At 44.9% G+C, this 16,379-nt stretch carries 10 protein-coding genes, 1 tRNA gene, 3 rRNA genes and 1 riboswitch; of the genes, 11 read left to right on the forward strand and 3 right to left on the reverse strand.

Translation table 11 applies throughout. From position 1 onward, the window contains the following. The first annotated feature begins 77 nt into the window (after positions 1-77). From lexA to dinF, 3 genes are all read left to right on the forward strand, one after another. Positions 78-692 (forward strand): transcriptional repressor LexA, encoded by a 615-nt coding sequence (lexA, locus tag L7A31_RS20360; protein ID WP_237363646.1) that lies wholly within the window; start codon positions 78-80, stop codon positions 690-692. An 87-nt stretch (positions 693-779) separates the two neighbouring features. Beyond that, positions 780-1,592 carry a class I SAM-dependent methyltransferase gene (locus tag L7A31_RS20365; RefSeq protein WP_237363647.1) on the forward strand — a complete coding sequence of 271 codons (813 nt, stop codon included), beginning with the start codon at positions 780-782 and terminating at the stop codon, positions 1,590-1,592. Positions 1,593-1,627: 35 nt separating this feature from the next. Continuing rightward, positions 1,628-2,977 (forward strand): MATE family efflux transporter DinF, encoded by a 1,350-nt coding sequence (dinF, locus tag L7A31_RS20370; protein ID WP_237363648.1) that lies wholly within the window; start codon positions 1,628-1,630, stop codon positions 2,975-2,977. Between the two features lie 12 nt (positions 2,978-2,989). On the opposite strand, the gene sthA is transcribed toward dinF, so the two are convergent. After that, positions 2,990-4,390: a Si-specific NAD(P)(+) transhydrogenase gene (gene sthA, locus L7A31_RS20375; RefSeq protein ID WP_237363649.1), complete on the reverse strand. Its 1,401-nt coding sequence runs from the start codon at positions 4,388-4,390 to the stop codon at positions 2,990-2,992. A gap of 295 nt (positions 4,391-4,685) precedes the next feature. Between sthA and fabR the strand changes: the two genes are divergently transcribed. Next, on the forward strand, positions 4,686-5,342 hold the full coding sequence (gene fabR / locus L7A31_RS20380) for an HTH-type transcriptional repressor FabR (RefSeq protein WP_237363650.1): 657 nt from the start codon (positions 4,686-4,688) through the stop codon (positions 5,340-5,342). Beyond that, positions 5,317-5,703 carry a YijD family membrane protein gene (locus tag L7A31_RS20385; RefSeq protein ID WP_237363651.1) on the forward strand — a complete coding sequence of 129 codons (387 nt, stop codon included), beginning with the start codon at positions 5,317-5,319 and terminating at the stop codon, positions 5,701-5,703. The genes fabR and L7A31_RS20385 overlap by 26 nt, the downstream gene beginning before the upstream one ends. 68 nt (positions 5,704-5,771) lie before the next feature. Here L7A31_RS20385 and trmA read toward each other — a convergent pair whose 3' ends face one another. After that, a complete protein-coding gene (trmA, locus tag L7A31_RS20390; protein WP_237363652.1) occupies positions 5,772-6,881 on the reverse strand; it encodes a tRNA (uridine(54)-C5)-methyltransferase TrmA in 1,110 nt (369 codons plus the stop codon). A 209-nt stretch (positions 6,882-7,090) separates the two neighbouring features. After that, a riboswitch (cobalamin riboswitch) is annotated at positions 7,091-7,292 on the forward strand. A 56-nt stretch (positions 7,293-7,348) separates the two neighbouring features. Here trmA and L7A31_RS20395 point away from each other — a divergent pair. Both L7A31_RS20395 and murI read left to right on the forward strand, forming a co-directional pair. Next, complete coding sequence (locus L7A31_RS20395; RefSeq protein WP_237363653.1) at positions 7,349-9,187, forward strand: TonB-dependent receptor domain-containing protein; 1,839 nt, start codon at positions 7,349-7,351, stop codon at positions 9,185-9,187. An 82-nt stretch (positions 9,188-9,269) separates the two neighbouring features. Beyond that, positions 9,270-10,076, forward strand: coding sequence for a glutamate racemase (gene murI / locus L7A31_RS20400; RefSeq protein ID WP_237363654.1), 807 nt, complete (start codon positions 9,270-9,272; stop codon positions 10,074-10,076). On the opposite strand, the gene L7A31_RS20405 is transcribed toward murI, so the two are convergent. After that, entirely contained in the window at positions 10,039-10,491 is a 453-nt protein-coding gene (locus L7A31_RS20405) for an RNA recognition motif domain-containing protein (RefSeq protein ID WP_237363655.1), read from the reverse strand. The genes murI and L7A31_RS20405 overlap by 38 nt on opposite strands. Positions 10,492-11,049: 558 nt before the next feature. Here L7A31_RS20405 and L7A31_RS20410 point away from each other — a divergent pair. From L7A31_RS20410 to rrf, 4 genes are all read left to right on the forward strand, one after another. Next, positions 11,050-12,594 (forward strand): 16S ribosomal RNA (locus L7A31_RS20410). Positions 12,595-12,691: 97 nt separating this feature from the next. Next, positions 12,692-12,767 (forward strand) — tRNA-Glu (locus L7A31_RS20415). A 292-nt stretch (positions 12,768-13,059) separates the two neighbouring features. Next, a 23S ribosomal RNA gene (locus tag L7A31_RS20420) occupies positions 13,060-15,949 on the forward strand. A 115-nt stretch (positions 15,950-16,064) separates the two neighbouring features. Beyond that, positions 16,065-16,180 (forward strand): 5S ribosomal RNA (rrf, locus tag L7A31_RS20425). The 16S, 23S and 5S rRNA genes sit together here with 1 tRNA gene alongside, the layout of an rRNA operon. Positions 16,181-16,379: the final 199 nt, after the last annotated feature.

The raw sequence follows: 16,379 nt of genomic DNA on the forward strand, positions 1-16,379 counted from the left end.
AAAACAGCTAATTGGCTTTCATTTTGTTATGCCACTGTATATACTCACAGTTGACTGTATAAAAAAACAGGTGACCTATGAAGCCCTTAACGCCCCGTCAACAACAAGTATTCGATCTAATTAAAAGTAAAATTGATGAAACAGGTATGCCGCCAACACGAGCGGAAATTGCACGAGAGTTAGGCTTTCGATCTGCAAATGCAGCGGAAGAGCACCTAAAAGCGCTAGCAAAGAAACAGGCAATCGAAATTATCCCTGGGGCTTCAAGAGGTATTCGAATCTTACTTGATCAGTCTGAAGAAGATGGGTTACCACTGATAGGGCAAGTGGCAGCGGGAGAACCTATCTTGGCTCAAGAGCACGTTGAAACACACTATCAAGTTGATGCGAGTATGTTTAAACCTCAGGCTGATTTCTTACTACGTGTTCAAGGCGATAGTATGAAAGACATTGGGATTATGGATGGCGATCTGTTAGCTGTACATAAAACACAAGATGTACGCGATGGGCAAGTGGTCGTAGCAAGGGTTGAGGACGACGTTACGGTTAAGCGCTTAGAAAGAAAAGGCTCGACAGTATTGCTTCACGCTGAAAACGAGTCTTATTCACCAATCAAAGTTGATTTAACTTCTCAATACATGGAGATTGAAGGTTTAGCTGTTGGAATTATTCGAAATTCTGATTGGATGTAAGCCTTTACCTGATAATTATTCTCAATAACTTGATTTTGTAAATGATATTCATTATCATCTATCTGTGGTTATCCATGGATACTGATAATGACTAATTTGCACCACAAAAATCGAAGTAAACTCAAAATTCCAGCTCGCTTGCTTAAGCCACTTTGGTTTCGTAGCCAAGAGAGCTTAGCCAAAGATGGAATTGTGTATGACCCAATCGCCGCCATAGCCTGTCAGCGTTGTGCTATGGCGAAAGGTTGTCTCTCAGGCAATGTTTCACAAAAGCAACTTCTCCACTCCACATTAACATCTTCTATCGATAGACAAATATCACAATTCCTTGCTCGCCACCCTTCAGCATGGATCATTAATGTTGGTGCAGGGCTAGATACTCGGTTTTATCGAGTGGATAACGGGCTTTGCCATTGGGTTGAGCTTGATGCGAGCGAAAACCTAACTTGGCGCAAAAAACTGTTTCACTCTAGTGAGCGATATTTTTACCACAAAGGTGACATTAAGAACCTTGAGTGGCTGGATGGGTTAAACATACCCACTCAAAGTCCAGTTATGGTAATTTGTGAGCATGCGCTGCTCGACTGTGATAAAAGTGAAGTCGCACGATTTGTTCAAGGGATTGCTTGTCACTTTGAGAGAGCTTCTGCGTGTTTAGTGATGGCAGGAGATCTTACGCAAAGCAAGTTGGGCAAGACTCTGGGCTCTGAGTACTACGTTCATGGATACAGTGATGTAAAAAGGGAAATGCTAAGGGTATTGCCTTGGGCGCAAGATGTTAGCGTGATATCACCAATAGATCGTTGCTGTCAAAGGTGGACGTTTTGGCAGCGCATAATCAGTAAATTTCCTTCTATTAAGTATCGATTGACACCAATAATAGTTCAGCTTCGCTGGTGAAGAAGTTACACTCACCTTTCGAATGAGAGGTGAGTGTGATATCTAAAATCTTTATAACTTTGTCCGATAGGCAGCTTCATAAACAAGTCTTAGTTCTTGCCATTCCTATGGTTCTTTCCAATATTACCGTTCCCCTCTTGGGAATGGTTGACTCCGCGGTAATAGGGCACTTATCTCATGCTTGGTATTTAGGGGGAGTATCACTTGGAAGCACCATGATCAGCGTGGCGTTTTGGTTGCTTGGTTTCTTAAGGATGTCTACAACAGGCATTACCGCACAATCTTTTGGAGCGAACGATAAGCGCCAGCTAGCAATGACTTTAGTGCAAGGCTTATTGATGGCACTAATTCTTGCAGCTATTTTCCTGCTGTTACACTCGTGGATATCACAAGTCATTTTTTCTTTCAGCGACGCTAGTGAAGAGGTTAAACACTATGGAGCCGAGTACTTTGCAATTCGAGCATGGGGTGCGCCTGCGGCACTGGCGAATTTTGTATTACTTGGTTGGCTTCTTGGTACGCAAAACTCGCGATCTCCGATGTGGATGGTGATTATCGCCAATGTGACCAACATAGCTTTAGACTTACTGTTTGTCGTTGGCTTTGGGTGGAAAGTCCAGGGAGTCGCTTTTGCTTCTATTATTGCGGATTATGTCAGTTTCGCATTTGGCCTATCTTGTGTTTACTTCACATGGAAGATAAAACATCTACCTTCTCCCTTTCTTCTTATCTCGTCGGCTAGTAGTGGCATCAGTCGCTTTGTTAAGTTAAACCGAGATATATTTCTTCGCTCACTGTTTTTACAAGCAGCGTTCAGCTTTATGGTGTTCAGAGCGGCAAGCTTTGGCGATAACGTCGTGGCAGCCAATGCTGTGCTAATGAGCTTTTTGATGATAATTTCTTATGGGTTAGATGGCTTTGCGTATGCCATGGAAGCAATGGTTGGCAAAGCGGTTGGAGGACGAAGAAAAGATCAGCTTACCGGCTCAATGATAGGCATTTTATTTTGGAGTTTGCTGATCTGTATTGTTCTAACATTTGTATTTGCAGTGTTTGGCCGTGATTTGATAAGCCTTATGACCAGTATTGATAGAGTGAAAGAGACTGCGCAGATTTATCTACCTTGGTTAATCGCAATGCCATTGATTTCTATGTGGTGTTTCCTACTCGATGGGATTTTTATCGGAGCCACGAAAGGGAAGTATATGCGAAATAGCATGTTTATATCGATGTGTGGATATTTTGCTGTTTACTTAGTCGCAATATCTTGGGAAAACCATGCTTTGTGGTTAGCCATGTTGTCTTTCATGGCCTTGCGAGGGTTTACCCTAGCGAAGGTGTTTTTTACTCAGTGGCGGGCCAATATGTTTTTGGCCCACACTTGAAGAAAATATGGTTTAGAACAGTCGATTTAAGCCATTAAGCGCAGCAACCCGATAGGCTTCGGCCATCGTAGGGTAGTTAAAGGTAGTATTTACAAAATACTCAATGGTATTAGCTTCACCTTTTTGTTCCATAATGGCTTGGCCAATGTGAATAATTTCTGCGGCACGTTCACCAAAGCAGTGTATACCCAAAATCTCTTTAGTTTCACGGTGAAACAGTATCTTCAAACTCCCGATATCTTTGCCTGCAATTTGCGCACGTGCTAAGTGCTTAAATGAAGAGCGGCCTACCTCATAAGGTATTTTGGCAGCGGTAAGCTCTTGTTCGGTTTTTCCAACAGAGCTAATTTCAGGAATGGTATAAATGCCAGTAGGAATATCATCAATCAGGTGACCTTGCGCTTGGCCTTGTGTAATCGCTTGCGCCACAAAACGGCCTTGATCGTAAGCAGCACTCGCAAGGCTAGGGTAGCCAATCACATCGCCCACAGCGTAGATATGGTCGATATCCGTTTGGTAATTGCTATTTACTGAAACTTGTCCCCTTGAATCAGGCTGCAAGCCAACTACCTCTAGGCTCAGCTTATCAGTGTTACCCGTTCGGCCGTTCGCGTAAAGCAAGCAATCTGCACGCATCTTTTTGCCAGACTCCAAATGGATAACAACGCCGTCATCAGTGCCTTCAATTTTTGCGTAGGTTTCATCGTTGCGAATAACTACACCACTATTCCAAAAGTGATAGGACAGTGCATCTGATGTTTCGTTGTCTAAGAAGGATAGCAATCGATCTCGAGTGTTGATGAGATCTGTTTTCACGCCAAGGCCTCGGAATATCGACGCATATTCACAGCCAATTACGCCAGCGCCGTAGATGATGATATGCCTTGGGTCATGTTCGAGGCTCAAGATGGAGTCGCTATCGTAAATTCTGTCGTGGTCAAAATCGACATCTTTCGGCTGGTATGGGCGAGAGCCTGTCGCAATTACAAACTTATCAGCGGTATATAACTCTGAGCTTGAATCAGCTTGAGTGACACAAACGGTATGTGTATCGACAAAGTTCGCAGTCCCAAACAGCAAGGTGCACTGGTTCCGATCGTAAAACCCTTGACGCAACCTTGTTTGCTTATCGATAACCGTTTTAGCGTGACTGAGAATGTTCGAGAAGGTCGTGTGTAGGCTGGTATTGTTTTGGCAAAAAAGAGGGTTGCTGTTGAATTCTATGATTCGACTGACTGCGTGTCGAAGAGACTTCGAGGGGATGGTGCCCCAGTGAGTACAGCCGCCACCGACACTGGATTCTTTTTCGATAATGGCAACATTGAGTCCGGCTTTCGTTAACCCCATGGCAGCACCTTCACCACCAGGCCCACTGCCAATCACAATTACATCAAAGTGAGTAGTCTGTGCCATATTTTTTCCTTAATTTTTATTGCCTAACAGGGCCGTAGCAAGATTCTAGCGGAAGGATGAAAAAGGGTAAAAGATCAGCATTGGATAGCATCGGTGGGATCACGCCTAAGCTCGAATCTCTAGCCTAGGATTTGCTAAAGTTCTCCAAAGCGAGGTGAAATGATTGCAAAATATAATTTGCACGGTTTAATTTGTCTGCTTACTGAGTCAGTATAAGGCTCTGTTGACTTAAATAAGTTTCCAGACTTTAACTTTTGCCAATTCTGATCAATACAGCTTAATTAAACGACTAATTATGGGAATAAGAGCACAGCAAAAAGAGAAGACTCGACGATCGCTCATTGATGCCGCATTCAATCAGCTTAGTGCAGATAGAAGCTTTTCAAATCTTAGTCTTCGGGAGGTTTCTCGAGAAGCCGGGATTGCGCCTACTTCTTTTTATCGTCACTTCAAAGATATGGATGAACTTGGTTTAACCATGGTCGATGAAGGTGGATTGATATTGCGACAGCTTATGCGTCAGGCTAGACAAAGGATCGTCAAAGGGGGCAGTGTAATAAAAACGTCCGTAGACACGTTTATGGAGTTTATTGAATGCCAGCCGAATGTGTTTCGTTTACTCTTACGTGAGCGCTCGGGAACCACTTTTGCGTTTCGTAGCGCGGTTGCTCGTGAAATCCAGCACTTTTCAGCAGAGCTTGCAGAGTTCTTGATTAGTTCTGGAATGGGTAGGGATGAAGCAACAATTCAAGCAGAAGCTTCTGTAACCTTAGTATTTAGCTCTGGAGCAGAAGCATTAGATTTAAATAAGTCAGAACGAGAAGAGTTGGCGGATAGGTTGATATTACAATTGCGCATGATCGCGAAAGGTGCGTATTGGTATCGTAAAGAACGTGAACGTAATCGATTAAGAGGAATTAAAATTGATGTCGAACGAAAACACCCCAGTTAATCGTGGTTCAGAGAAGAAGACATTAGTACTGGCGTTAATTGCTGGTTTATGTGGTGACGCTATTTTGTCTTCAATGACAATGAGTGAAGTGCATTTCTCTATATTTCCATGGATTGCCATAGTGCTAGCGTTGCAAGCACTTTACCAAGAGTATCTAAAGAACCCCGTTTCTGAAGATATTCCTTTATTAGGGCTGGCTTGCTTTTTGGTGGGTGCCTTTGGGCATGCTGCTTTCATCAAAGCTCAGTATCCGAATGAAGGGTCGAACTTTTTGGCCATCATCATATCTTTAGTCTTAATACTCTGGATAGGCTACAAGCTTGGTTTCTTATCCCATAAGAAAAAAGAAGAAGTTGAATAGTTACTTATACTAGAAATAAAAAAACGAGCCGCTTTCATGGGCTCGTTTTTTATATTTTCTAATCAAGGTTAAGCTTTACGCTCAAGCAAAACCCCAGCTTCAATATGGTGCGTGTATGGGAACTGATCAAACAGCGCAAAGCGAGTGATAGCATGTGTTTCCCCTAACACTTTCAAGTTCTCCAGCAACGTATCTGGGTTACAAGAAATATATAGAATGCGAGAGTAGCCCTGAACCATTTTACAAGTATCGATATCCATACCCGCTCTCGGTGGATCGACAAAAATGGTCTGGCAGTTGTAGCTTTTTAAATCCACGCCAGCTTGCTTCAAGCGACGAAACTCTCTTTTGCCTTCCATCGCTTCAGTAAATTCCTCTGCTGACATTCTGATAATTTGCACGTTATCGATTTTGTTTGCCGCAATATTGTATTGAGCTGAGTTTACTGATGGTTTGGCGAGCTCCGTTGCTAGCACACGGTCGAAGTTTTGCGCCAGTGCAAGTGAGAAGTTGCCGTTACCGCAATACAGCTCGAGTAAATCGCCTTGACTATCTTTGGTGCAATCTACAGCCCACTCCAGCATTTTCTCAGCAACTTTACCATTTGGCTGAGTGAAGCTATTTTCTACTTGTTGGTAAATGTACTCTTTGCCAAAAACATTTAAAGACTCGACAACATAATCTTTATCGAGCACAACCTTCATCTTCCTTGCTCGGCCGATAAGGTTCAGGTTGAAGCCTTTTTCTACCAGCTTGCTCTTAAGCTGCTTGGCTTGCTCATTCCATTCTTCATCAAGCTGCTTGTGGTAAAGAAGGGAGACAAGTATTTCACCACTTAAGGTCGATAAAAAGTCCACTTGGAAAAGCTTGTGGCGCAAGCTTTTGTTTGGCTTTAACTCCTCAATTAATACTGGCATTAGCTGATTAATAAGAAGGCTAGCAGTGGGGAATTGATCAACGCGATATTTTTCACGCGTCTCTTGATTGAACATGACGTAGTAAAGATCTTCACCCTCATGCCACACACGAAACTCTGCGCGCATCCGATAGTGCTGGATCGGAGACTCAAACGCTTCCACCTCAGGTGCAGAAAAAGGAGCGAACATTGCTTGCATACGTTGCTTTTTCTCTTCAAGCTGAATTACATAGTTCTCTGGTGTCATTTCAGGTGTCGCCATTTTTTGCCTCTATATTGGGTGGAGCATCTTCTTTGAGAGCGCAGATCTTAGTCAATCTTGTCTTTATGTCTAGTATTGTTAGCCACTTACTGCCACTAAATTTCATCAAGTCTAATAAATTCAAAATATTATGGCTTTAAAATTGAAATGATTAACAAGAGCTTGGAAGTATTTAGCAACTTAATATGGACAAAAATGTCTCATACCAATAGTATCTTGCCTCAGTTGGTGCCATCTAGCGGTTTAGATGGCTGAAATGGGAATCTGGTGTGAATCCAGAACTGACGCGCAGCGGTAATAGAGAACGAAGGCTTATTTGACACTGCATATTTTGCGGGAAGTCTAGCCGTAGGTTGCCAAGCTTTGGTAGTGCTCTTAAGTCCGAATACCAGCCAGCAGCTGAGCCTATAAAAAGTTACTTACTTTAGGTTCAGTGAGTATAACGCGTTATAGGACTTACAATTCAAATGAACAAATCAAAACTGACGGTCGCAGTGGGATCGCTGTTATGCGTTGCGCCGTTTACCTACGCAAATACAGATTCTGTTAACCAGTCAATCTCGGCCAACCAGACCATGGTCGTTACTGCCAATCCTTTTGAAGACCAAGTGAGTGATCTGATTGCTCCGGTCGAAATCATTACCAAGCAAGATATTAATGCAATTCAAGCGAAGTCTTTGACGCAAGTTCTGCAACGGCTGCCGGGTATTCAAGTGTCGAATAGTGGCGGGATAGGGCAAAACCAATCCGTGTTTATCCGCGGACGAGCCACAAAAAATATTCTTGTGTTGATGAATGGTGTGCGTATAGGCAGCGCGACATCAGGGGCTGCAAATTTAGCCGCAATTCCATTGAGTGGCGTGCAAAGAATAGAAGTACTGCAAGGACCAGAGGCTGCTGTTTATGGTTCAGATGCGGTAGCTGGTGTCATTAATATCATCACAACCAGTGGCGTTGATGGCTCAAGCTCTGTTAGTGCAGGGTTAGGTAGCTACGGACTGTACAATCTTAGTGCTAATACTGCAGCAACAAGTGACGACAACCGAGCATGGTTAAACATCTCTGCAACCCATCAAGCAGAGCGTGGATATAATATTCAGCCTAACAGTACTAATCCGCAAGATGCAGATGATGACGGGTTTAATACTCAGTATCTGACCGTTGATACAGGAATTAAGAAAACCGATTATTTAACCTTAAAGGCTAATGGGTACTATCAAAGGCAGCATACCTATTATGACACAGATGGTTGGGTGGGTTCTTCTGACAATAGCAAAGCAGATCAATATGCGCTTGGACTTGTTGGACAGTATAAGAAAGAATTGCTGTCAAGCACGCTGACTGTTGCCACGAACCAAGACAGTACCGAGTTCTTGGGAGGAACATCTTCATCCACGATTAGTACGAATCGTTACTCAACTGACTGGAAAAACGTATATACGCTAAGTAAAGCTTTAGCATTGCTTGGGGGGGCAGAATGGTATCAGGATAAAGTTGAGAACACTTCAACTCAGTATACTCAAAATAGTCGTAATAACTCTGCCGCTTATACGGGTGCTCGAATCAAAAAGGGTAAGGCTTCATCAGAAGTGAATGTGCGCTTTGATGACAATAGCGCCTATGGTAACTTTACCACCTACCAACTGGCTTCGGGGTACAGGCTAACTGACGCAACACGCTTAACCGGAAGTTATGGTACCTCTTTTAAGGCACCTACTTTTAATGATCTCTACTGGCCAGATCAATATGGCTATAAGGGAAACCCAGACTTAAAACCAGAAAAAACAACCGGTGGAGAGCTTGCAGTCGAATCAAACTTAAGCCTCATCAACGTACGTTTATCTGCTTACCATAGCCTTGTAAAAGACATGATTACCAGTAATGGTTCGACGATGGTTAATGTCGGTGAGGCTGCGATCACTGGTTATGAGATAGTAGGAAAGTTTCAAACTGGTCCAATTTACAATGAAGTGTCTTACGACTATTTAGATACCGAAGACAAATCTTCAGGGAATGAGTTAGCACAAAGAGCAAAAAATAGCGCTAAGTGGAATGCTAGCTATATGTTAGCGAATTGGCAGCTTGAGCTAAGCTATCTTTATCAAGGAAAGAGATATAGTGATTCGGCTAACACTGAATTGCTCGACCCTTATTCGCTGGTGGATTTTGCGACCACTTATTATGTGAATGATAACTTATCCGTTGCTGGCAAAATCGGCAATGTTTTCAACACAAACTATGAAACAGTAGATGGTTACGCGACGCCTGGTCGTAATTACTATGTGAGTGCTACATACGATTTCTAGTTAGCGGCAAGTTGACAGGAGTGGATTGCCAAATTTGATAGAGTCGGTATGATCCTCCTGTCTTTTGTTTTGGGTTCTTTAAGTGAATACATCTTCAACATACAACGTTTTAGTTTTTGACTCTGGAGTCGGTGGCTTATCGGTATTTCAAGAAATACAAGCTATGCTTCCTAACTTGAACTACGTATATGTATTCGATAATGAAGCGTACCCATATGGAGAGCTCTCGCCAGAAATACTCTTAGCTAGAGTGAACCAAATTGTTTTGCAGCATACCCAAAAGCATCAAATCGATTTGGTAGTTATTGCTTGCAATACTGCCAGCACGATTGTTCTACCAAAACTTAGAGAACAATTGACTATCCCTGTAGTCGGAGTAGTTCCAGCGATTAAACCCGCTTCTCTTCTATCTAACGACTCAGTTGCATTAATTGCCACGCCTGCAACGATCACGAGGAAGTACACAAAAGAACTGGTTCGTGATTTTGCTAATGGAAAAACGGTAGAGATGCTGGGCTCGACGAAATTGGTTGATATGGCAGAACAGAAACTACGTGGTAAAGCCGTTGACTCTCAGGAGTTAAGTCAGTTGTTGGAGCCAATTTGTAATCGCGTTGATGTTGCTGTGTTGGGATGCACTCATTTTCCTCTAATCAAAGAGGAGATAGGACAAGCTTTAGGAAAAGGGGTTACGCTAGTGGACTCGGGTGAGGCAATTGCACGAAGGGTCAAAGCTTTGATTCTGCAATTAGAGGCGACAACAAAACCTGCTCAAAGGCCACACCTCATTTACAGTACCGCGCCAACTTGGCAAGAAGGCGCACTAAATAATTCTCTCCACAAACTTGGCTTTAGTCCTGTGAAGATATTTCCGATTCAGGGTGTTTAGGATCATTGGCAATGCGAACTTTTAATGTTCTCTGCATATAATCCTGCTCATTTAAGGCATCGATAGCATTGTTAATATCGGCGCTTGCCATCACAACGAAACCGAACCCTCTTCTTTTCCCCGTACGCTTATCTTTCATTAAACGAACAGCGAAGACTTCTCCGTGTTTAGCAAATAGCTCTCTGACGTGAGACTCATTTGCTTTGTATGGTAGGTTGCCTACATACAGAGTTTTTGTGGATGCAGAGCTCGATGAGCTAGAACTGCCATTGGCGCAAGAAAGTTTAAGAACAAAAGTGGCAGCGATAACACCAATAACGAACGTAGCTGCTGGAGGTAAGTAAACCTGCCAGAATATAATGCCGCCAATTATAGCTAGAGCGATTATCAATAAAGACGATTTATTTGAGTTCATATTTGAATACTACAAGTTAGGTAACAGAAATAAAAAGACTACTTTTAACAAAATAGACACAAGAATCTTACGTACATGGCTGAAATTTTTCCAATAGATCGGTGTGATACATCTCAAATGTTGTAATTTTATTCGAATTTAGTGACTTTGATGCATTATTAAGCGAACAAAAAGAAATTTGAAAAAAAGGCTTGTCATGATTTTATTTCTCCCTATAATGCCGCCTCACCGACACGGAGTGAGACGCAAGTCACGCAGAAATTGAAGTGTTGGAAGAGAAAAAGAAATGAAATAAGTTCTTGACTCTCTAAAAGATAAGCGTACTATACGCACCCCTAGCAACGAAGCGCTGAAAGCGACAAGTTGTAAGGAACTGCTCTTTAACAATATAAACCTATCAATCTGTGTGGGCACTCGTTGATGATAATCAAATTAGAAGCTTCGGCTTCAAATTAGGTTTCAATGAAACGAAGTGACCAACGAGTCGAAAGACTCAGCACAGTCAATTCAAACATTACTTTATGTAATGTTCAGTATTCATTGAGCCGACAAAATCTTAAATTGAAGAGTTTGATCATGGCTCAGATTGAACGCTGGCGGCAGGCCTAACACATGCAAGTCGAGCGGTAACAGAAAGAAAGCTTGCTTTCTTTGCTGACGAGCGGCGGACGGGTGAGTAATGCCTAGGAAGTTGCCCAGTAGAGGGGGATAACCATTGGAAACGATGGCTAATACCGCATACTCTCTTCGGAGCAAAGCAGGGGACCTTCGGGCCTTGCGCTATTGGATACGCCTAGGTGGGATTAGCTAGTTGGTGAGGTAATGGCTCACCAAGGCGACGATCCCTAGCTGGTCTGAGAGGATGATCAGCCACACTGGAACTGAGACACGGTCCAGACTCCTACGGGAGGCAGCAGTGGGGAATATTGCACAATGGGGGAAACCCTGATGCAGCCATGCCGCGTGTGTGAAGAAGGCCTTCGGGTTGTAAAGCACTTTCAGCAGTGAGGAAGGTAGTGTAGTTAATAACTGCATTGCTTGACGTTAGCTGCAGAAGAAGCACCGGCTAACTCCGTGCCAGCAGCCGCGGTAATACGGAGGGTGCGAGCGTTAATCGGAATTACTGGGCGTAAAGCGCATGCAGGTGGTGGATTAAGTCAGATGTGAAAGCCCGGGGCTCAACCTCGGAAGGTCATTTGAAACTGATTCACTAGAGTACTGTAGAGGGGGGTAGAATTTCAGGTGTAGCGGTGAAATGCGTAGAGATCTGAAGGAATACCAGTGGCGAAGGCGGCCCCCTGGACAGATACTGACACTCAGATGCGAAAGCGTGGGGAGCAAACAGGATTAGATACCCTGGTAGTCCACGCCGTAAACGATGTCTACTTGGAGGTTGCGGTCTTGAACTGTGGCTTTCGGAGCTAACGCGTTAAGTAGACCGCCTGGGGAGTACGGTCGCAAGATTAAAACTCAAATGAATTGACGGGGGCCCGCACAAGCGGTGGAGCATGTGGTTTAATTCGATGCAACGCGAAGAACCTTACCTACACTTGACATCCAGAGAACTTAGCAGAGATGCTTTGGTGCCTTCGGGAACTCTGAGACAGGTGCTGCATGGCTGTCGTCAGCTCGTGTTGTGAAATGTTGGGTTAAGTCCCGCAACGAGCGCAACCCTTATCCTTGTTTGCCAGCGAGTAATGTCGGGAACTCCAGGGAGACTGCCGGTGATAAACCGGAGGAAGGTGGGGACGACGTCAAGTCATCATGGCCCTTACGAGTAGGGCTACACACGTGCTACAATGGCGCATACAGAGGGCGGCCAACCAGCGATGGTGAGCGAATCCCAAAAAGTGCGTCGTAGTCCGGATTGGAGTCTGCAACTCGACTCCATGAAGTCGGAATCGCTAGTAATCGTAGATCAGAATGCTACGGTGAATACGTTCCCGGGCCTTGTACACACCGCCCGTCACACCATGGGAGTGGGCTGCAAAAGAAGTGGGTAGTTTAACCTTCGGGAGGACGCTCACCACTTTGTGGTTCATGACTGGGGTGAAGTCGTAACAAGGTAGCCCTAGGGGAACCTGGGGCTGGATCACCTCCTTATACGAAAGATTATTGCGATGAGTGTTCACACAGATTGATACGGTTTGTAAAGTTAAGAGAGTGACTTCTATTTGATGAAAGTAGAAGCTAGCCTAGTGTCCCGTTCGTCTAGAGGCCTAGGACACCGCCCTTTCACGGCGGTAACAGGGGTTCGACTCCCCTACGGGATACCATCTTTAAGTGCTCTTTAAGAGAACATTTAAAAATGGTTTCTTCTTTAAGTAGAAGAAATACATGCTCTTTAACAATTTGGAAAGCTGACGAATAACATGTGATTCATGTTATTCATTAAAAGTTCTCAAATCCTAAATCTGTATTGATTTAGGTACCAACACACATTCAAGTGTTCTTGGGAATAACTTTCGAGTTATTCATATTTGAGTCCGGCAATTATCAGTCTCAATCATGTTTAAATAAATTGAGACACCTTTAGTGTTGACCGTACAAAACTCTTTTGGGTTGTATGGTTAAGTAACTAAGCGTACACGGTGGATGCCTTGGCAGTCAGAGGCGATGAAGGACGTATTAACTTGCGATAAGCGTAGATAAGGCAGTAAAAGCCACTTGAGTCTACGATTTCCGAATGGGGAAACCCACATGCATAAGCATGTATCATTAACTGAATACATAGGTTAATGAGGCGAACCGGGGGAACTGAAACATCTAAGTACCCCGAGGAAAAGAAATCAACCGAGATCCCGAAAGTAGCGGCGAGCGAAATTGGGTTAGCCCTTAAGCTTTTATTGCGTCAGGTGAAGTGTCTGGAAAGGCACGCGATACAGGGTGATAGCCCCGTAACCGACAGCGCAGCATAAGTGAAATCGAGTAAGGCGGGACACGTGATATCCTGTCTGAACATGGGGGGACCATCCTCCAAGGCTAAATACTCCTGACTGACCGATAGTGAACCAGTACCGTGAGGGAAAGGCGAAAAGAACCCCTGTGAGGGGAGTGAAATAGAACCTGAAACCGTGTACGTACAAGCAGTAGGAGCACCTTCGTGGTGTGACTGCGTACCTTTTGTATAATGGGTCAGCGACTTATATTCAGTGGCAAGGTTAACCGTTTAGGGGAGCCGTAGGGAAACCGAGTCTTAACTGGGCGTTCAGTCTCTGGATATAGACCCGAAACCAGGTGATCTAGCCATGGGCAGGTTGAAGGTTGAGTAACATCAACTGGAGGACCGAACCGACTAATGTTGAAAAATTAGCGGATGACTTGTGGCTAGGGGTGAAAGGCCAATCAAACCTGGAGATAGCTGGTTCTCCCCGAAAGCTATTTAGGTAGCGCCTCGGACGAATACTACTGGGGGTAGAGCACTGTTAAGGCTAGGGGGTCATCCCGACTTACCAACCCTTTGCAAACTCCGAATACCAGTAAGTACTATCCGGGAGACACACGGCGGGTGCTAACGTCCGTCGTGGAGAGGGAAACAACCCAGACCGCCAGCTAAGGTCCCAAATTATTACTAAGTGGGAAACGATGTGGGAAGGCTTAGACAGCTAGGATGTTGGCTTAGAAGCAGCCATCATTTAAAGAAAGCGTAATAGCTCACTAGTCGAGTCGGCCTGCGCGGAAGATGTAACGGGGCTAAGTAATAAACCGAAGCTGCGGCAATGCAATTTATTGTATTGGGTAGGGGAGCGTTCTGTAAGCCGTTGAAGGTGGACTGTAAGGTCTGCTGGAGGTATCAGAAGTGCGAATGCTGACATGAGTAACGATAAAGGGGGTGAAAAACCTCCTCGCCGGAAGACCAAGGGTTCCTGTCCAACGTTAATCGGGGCAGGGTAAGTCGACCCCTAAGGCGAGGCCGAAAGGCGTAGTCGATGGGAAACGGGTTAATATTCCCGTACTTCTTACAATTGCGATGGGGGGACGGAGAAGGCTAGGTGGGCCTGGCGACGGTCGTCCAGGTTCAAGTGCGTAGGCTTGAGAGTTAGGTAAATCCGGCTCTCTTTAAGGCTGAGACACGATGTCGAGCTACTACGGTAGTGAAGTCATTGATGCCATGCTTCCAGGAAAAGCCTCTAAGCTTCAGATTGTAAGGAATCGTACCCCAAACCGACACAGGTGGTCGGGTAGAGAATACCAAGGCGCTTGAGAGAACTCGGGTGAAGGAACTAGGCAAAATGGTACCGTAACTTCGGGAGAAGGTACGCTCTCGACGGTGAAGTCCCTTGCGGATGGAGCTATTGGGAGTCGCAGATACCAGGTGGCTGCAACTGTTTATTAAAAACACAGCACTGTGCTAAATCGTAAGATGACGTATACGGTGTGACGCCTGCCCGGTGCCGGAAGGTTAATTGATGGGGTTAGACTTCGGTCGAAGCTCTTGATCGAAGCCCCGGTAAACGGCGGCCGTAACTATAACGGTCCTAAGGTAGCGAAATTCCTTGTCGGGTAAGTTCCGACCTGCACGAATGGCGTAATGATGGCCACGCTGTCTCCACCCGAGACTCAGTGAAATTGAAATCGCTGTGAAGATGCAGTGTACCCGCGGCTAGACGGAAAGACCCCGTGAACCTTTACTACAGCTTGGCACTGAACATTGACCCTACATGTGTAGGATAGGTGGGAGGCTTTGAAACCGCGTCGCTAGATGTGGTGGAGCCGTCCTTGAAATACCACCCTTGTAGTGTTGATGTTCTAACTTGGCCCCATTATCTGGGGTGAGGACAGTGCCTGGTGGGTAGTTTGACTGGGGCGGTCTCCTCCCAAAGAGTAACGGAGGAGCACGAAGGTGGGCTAATCACGGTTGGACATCGTGAGGTTAGTGCAATGGCATAAGCCCGCTTGACTGCGAGAATGACAATTCGAGCAGGTGCGAAAGCAGGTCATAGTGATCCGGTGGTTCTGAATGGAAGGGCCATCGCTCAACGGATAAAAGGTACTCCGGGGATAACAGGCTGATACCGCCCAAGAGTTCATATCGACGGCGGTGTTTGGCACCTCGATGTCGGCTCATCACATCCTGGGGCTGAAGTCGGTCCCAAGGGTATGGCTGTTCGCCATTTAAAGTGGTACGCGAGCTGGGTTTAGAACGTCGTGAGACAGTTCGGTCCCTATCTGCCGTGGGCGTTGGAAGATTGAAGGGGGCTGCTCCTAGTACGAGAGGACCGGAGTGGACGAACCTCTGGTGTTCGGGTTGTCATGCCAATGGCATTGCCCGGTAGCTAAGTTCGGAATCGATAACCGCTGAAAGCATCTAAGCGGGAAGCGAGCCCTGAGATGAGTCTTCCCTGACACTTTATGTGTCCTTAAGGGTTGTTCGAGACTAGAACGTTGATAGGCAGGGTGTGTAAGCGTTGTGAGGCGTTGAGCTAACCTGTACTAATTGCCCGTGAGGCTTAACCATACAACACCAAAAGGGTTTTTGTGGGACTCAAACTAGAACATTGAATGTGTAATAGAACTTAAAACAGCTTTCCGAATTAAATCGTAGAGTCGATGACTTTATGATGAAGAATTTGCTTGGCGACCATAGCGTTGTGGACCCACCTGATTCCATGCCGAACTCAGAAGTGAAACGCAACTGCGCCGATGGTAGTGTGGGGCTTCCCCATGTGAGAGTAGGTCATCGCCGGGCTTTATTTCTGCACTTGCTTATGAAATAAGCAAGTCACCATAGAGTTCTAAAAAGTTTAGAATTTTATGTTGACTTTCAAAGCAGAAAGCGTAATATACGCGTCCTGCCTAAGTGCTAACGCACTGAAAGCAAAGCTCTTTAACAATATAAACCTATCAATCTGTGTGGGCACTCGTTGATGATAATCAAATTAGATATT

The organism is Vibrio marisflavi CECT 7928 (assembly GCF_921294215.1).
In the GTDB taxonomy this organism is placed as follows: Bacteria; Pseudomonadota; Gammaproteobacteria; order Enterobacterales; family Vibrionaceae; genus Vibrio; species Vibrio marisflavi.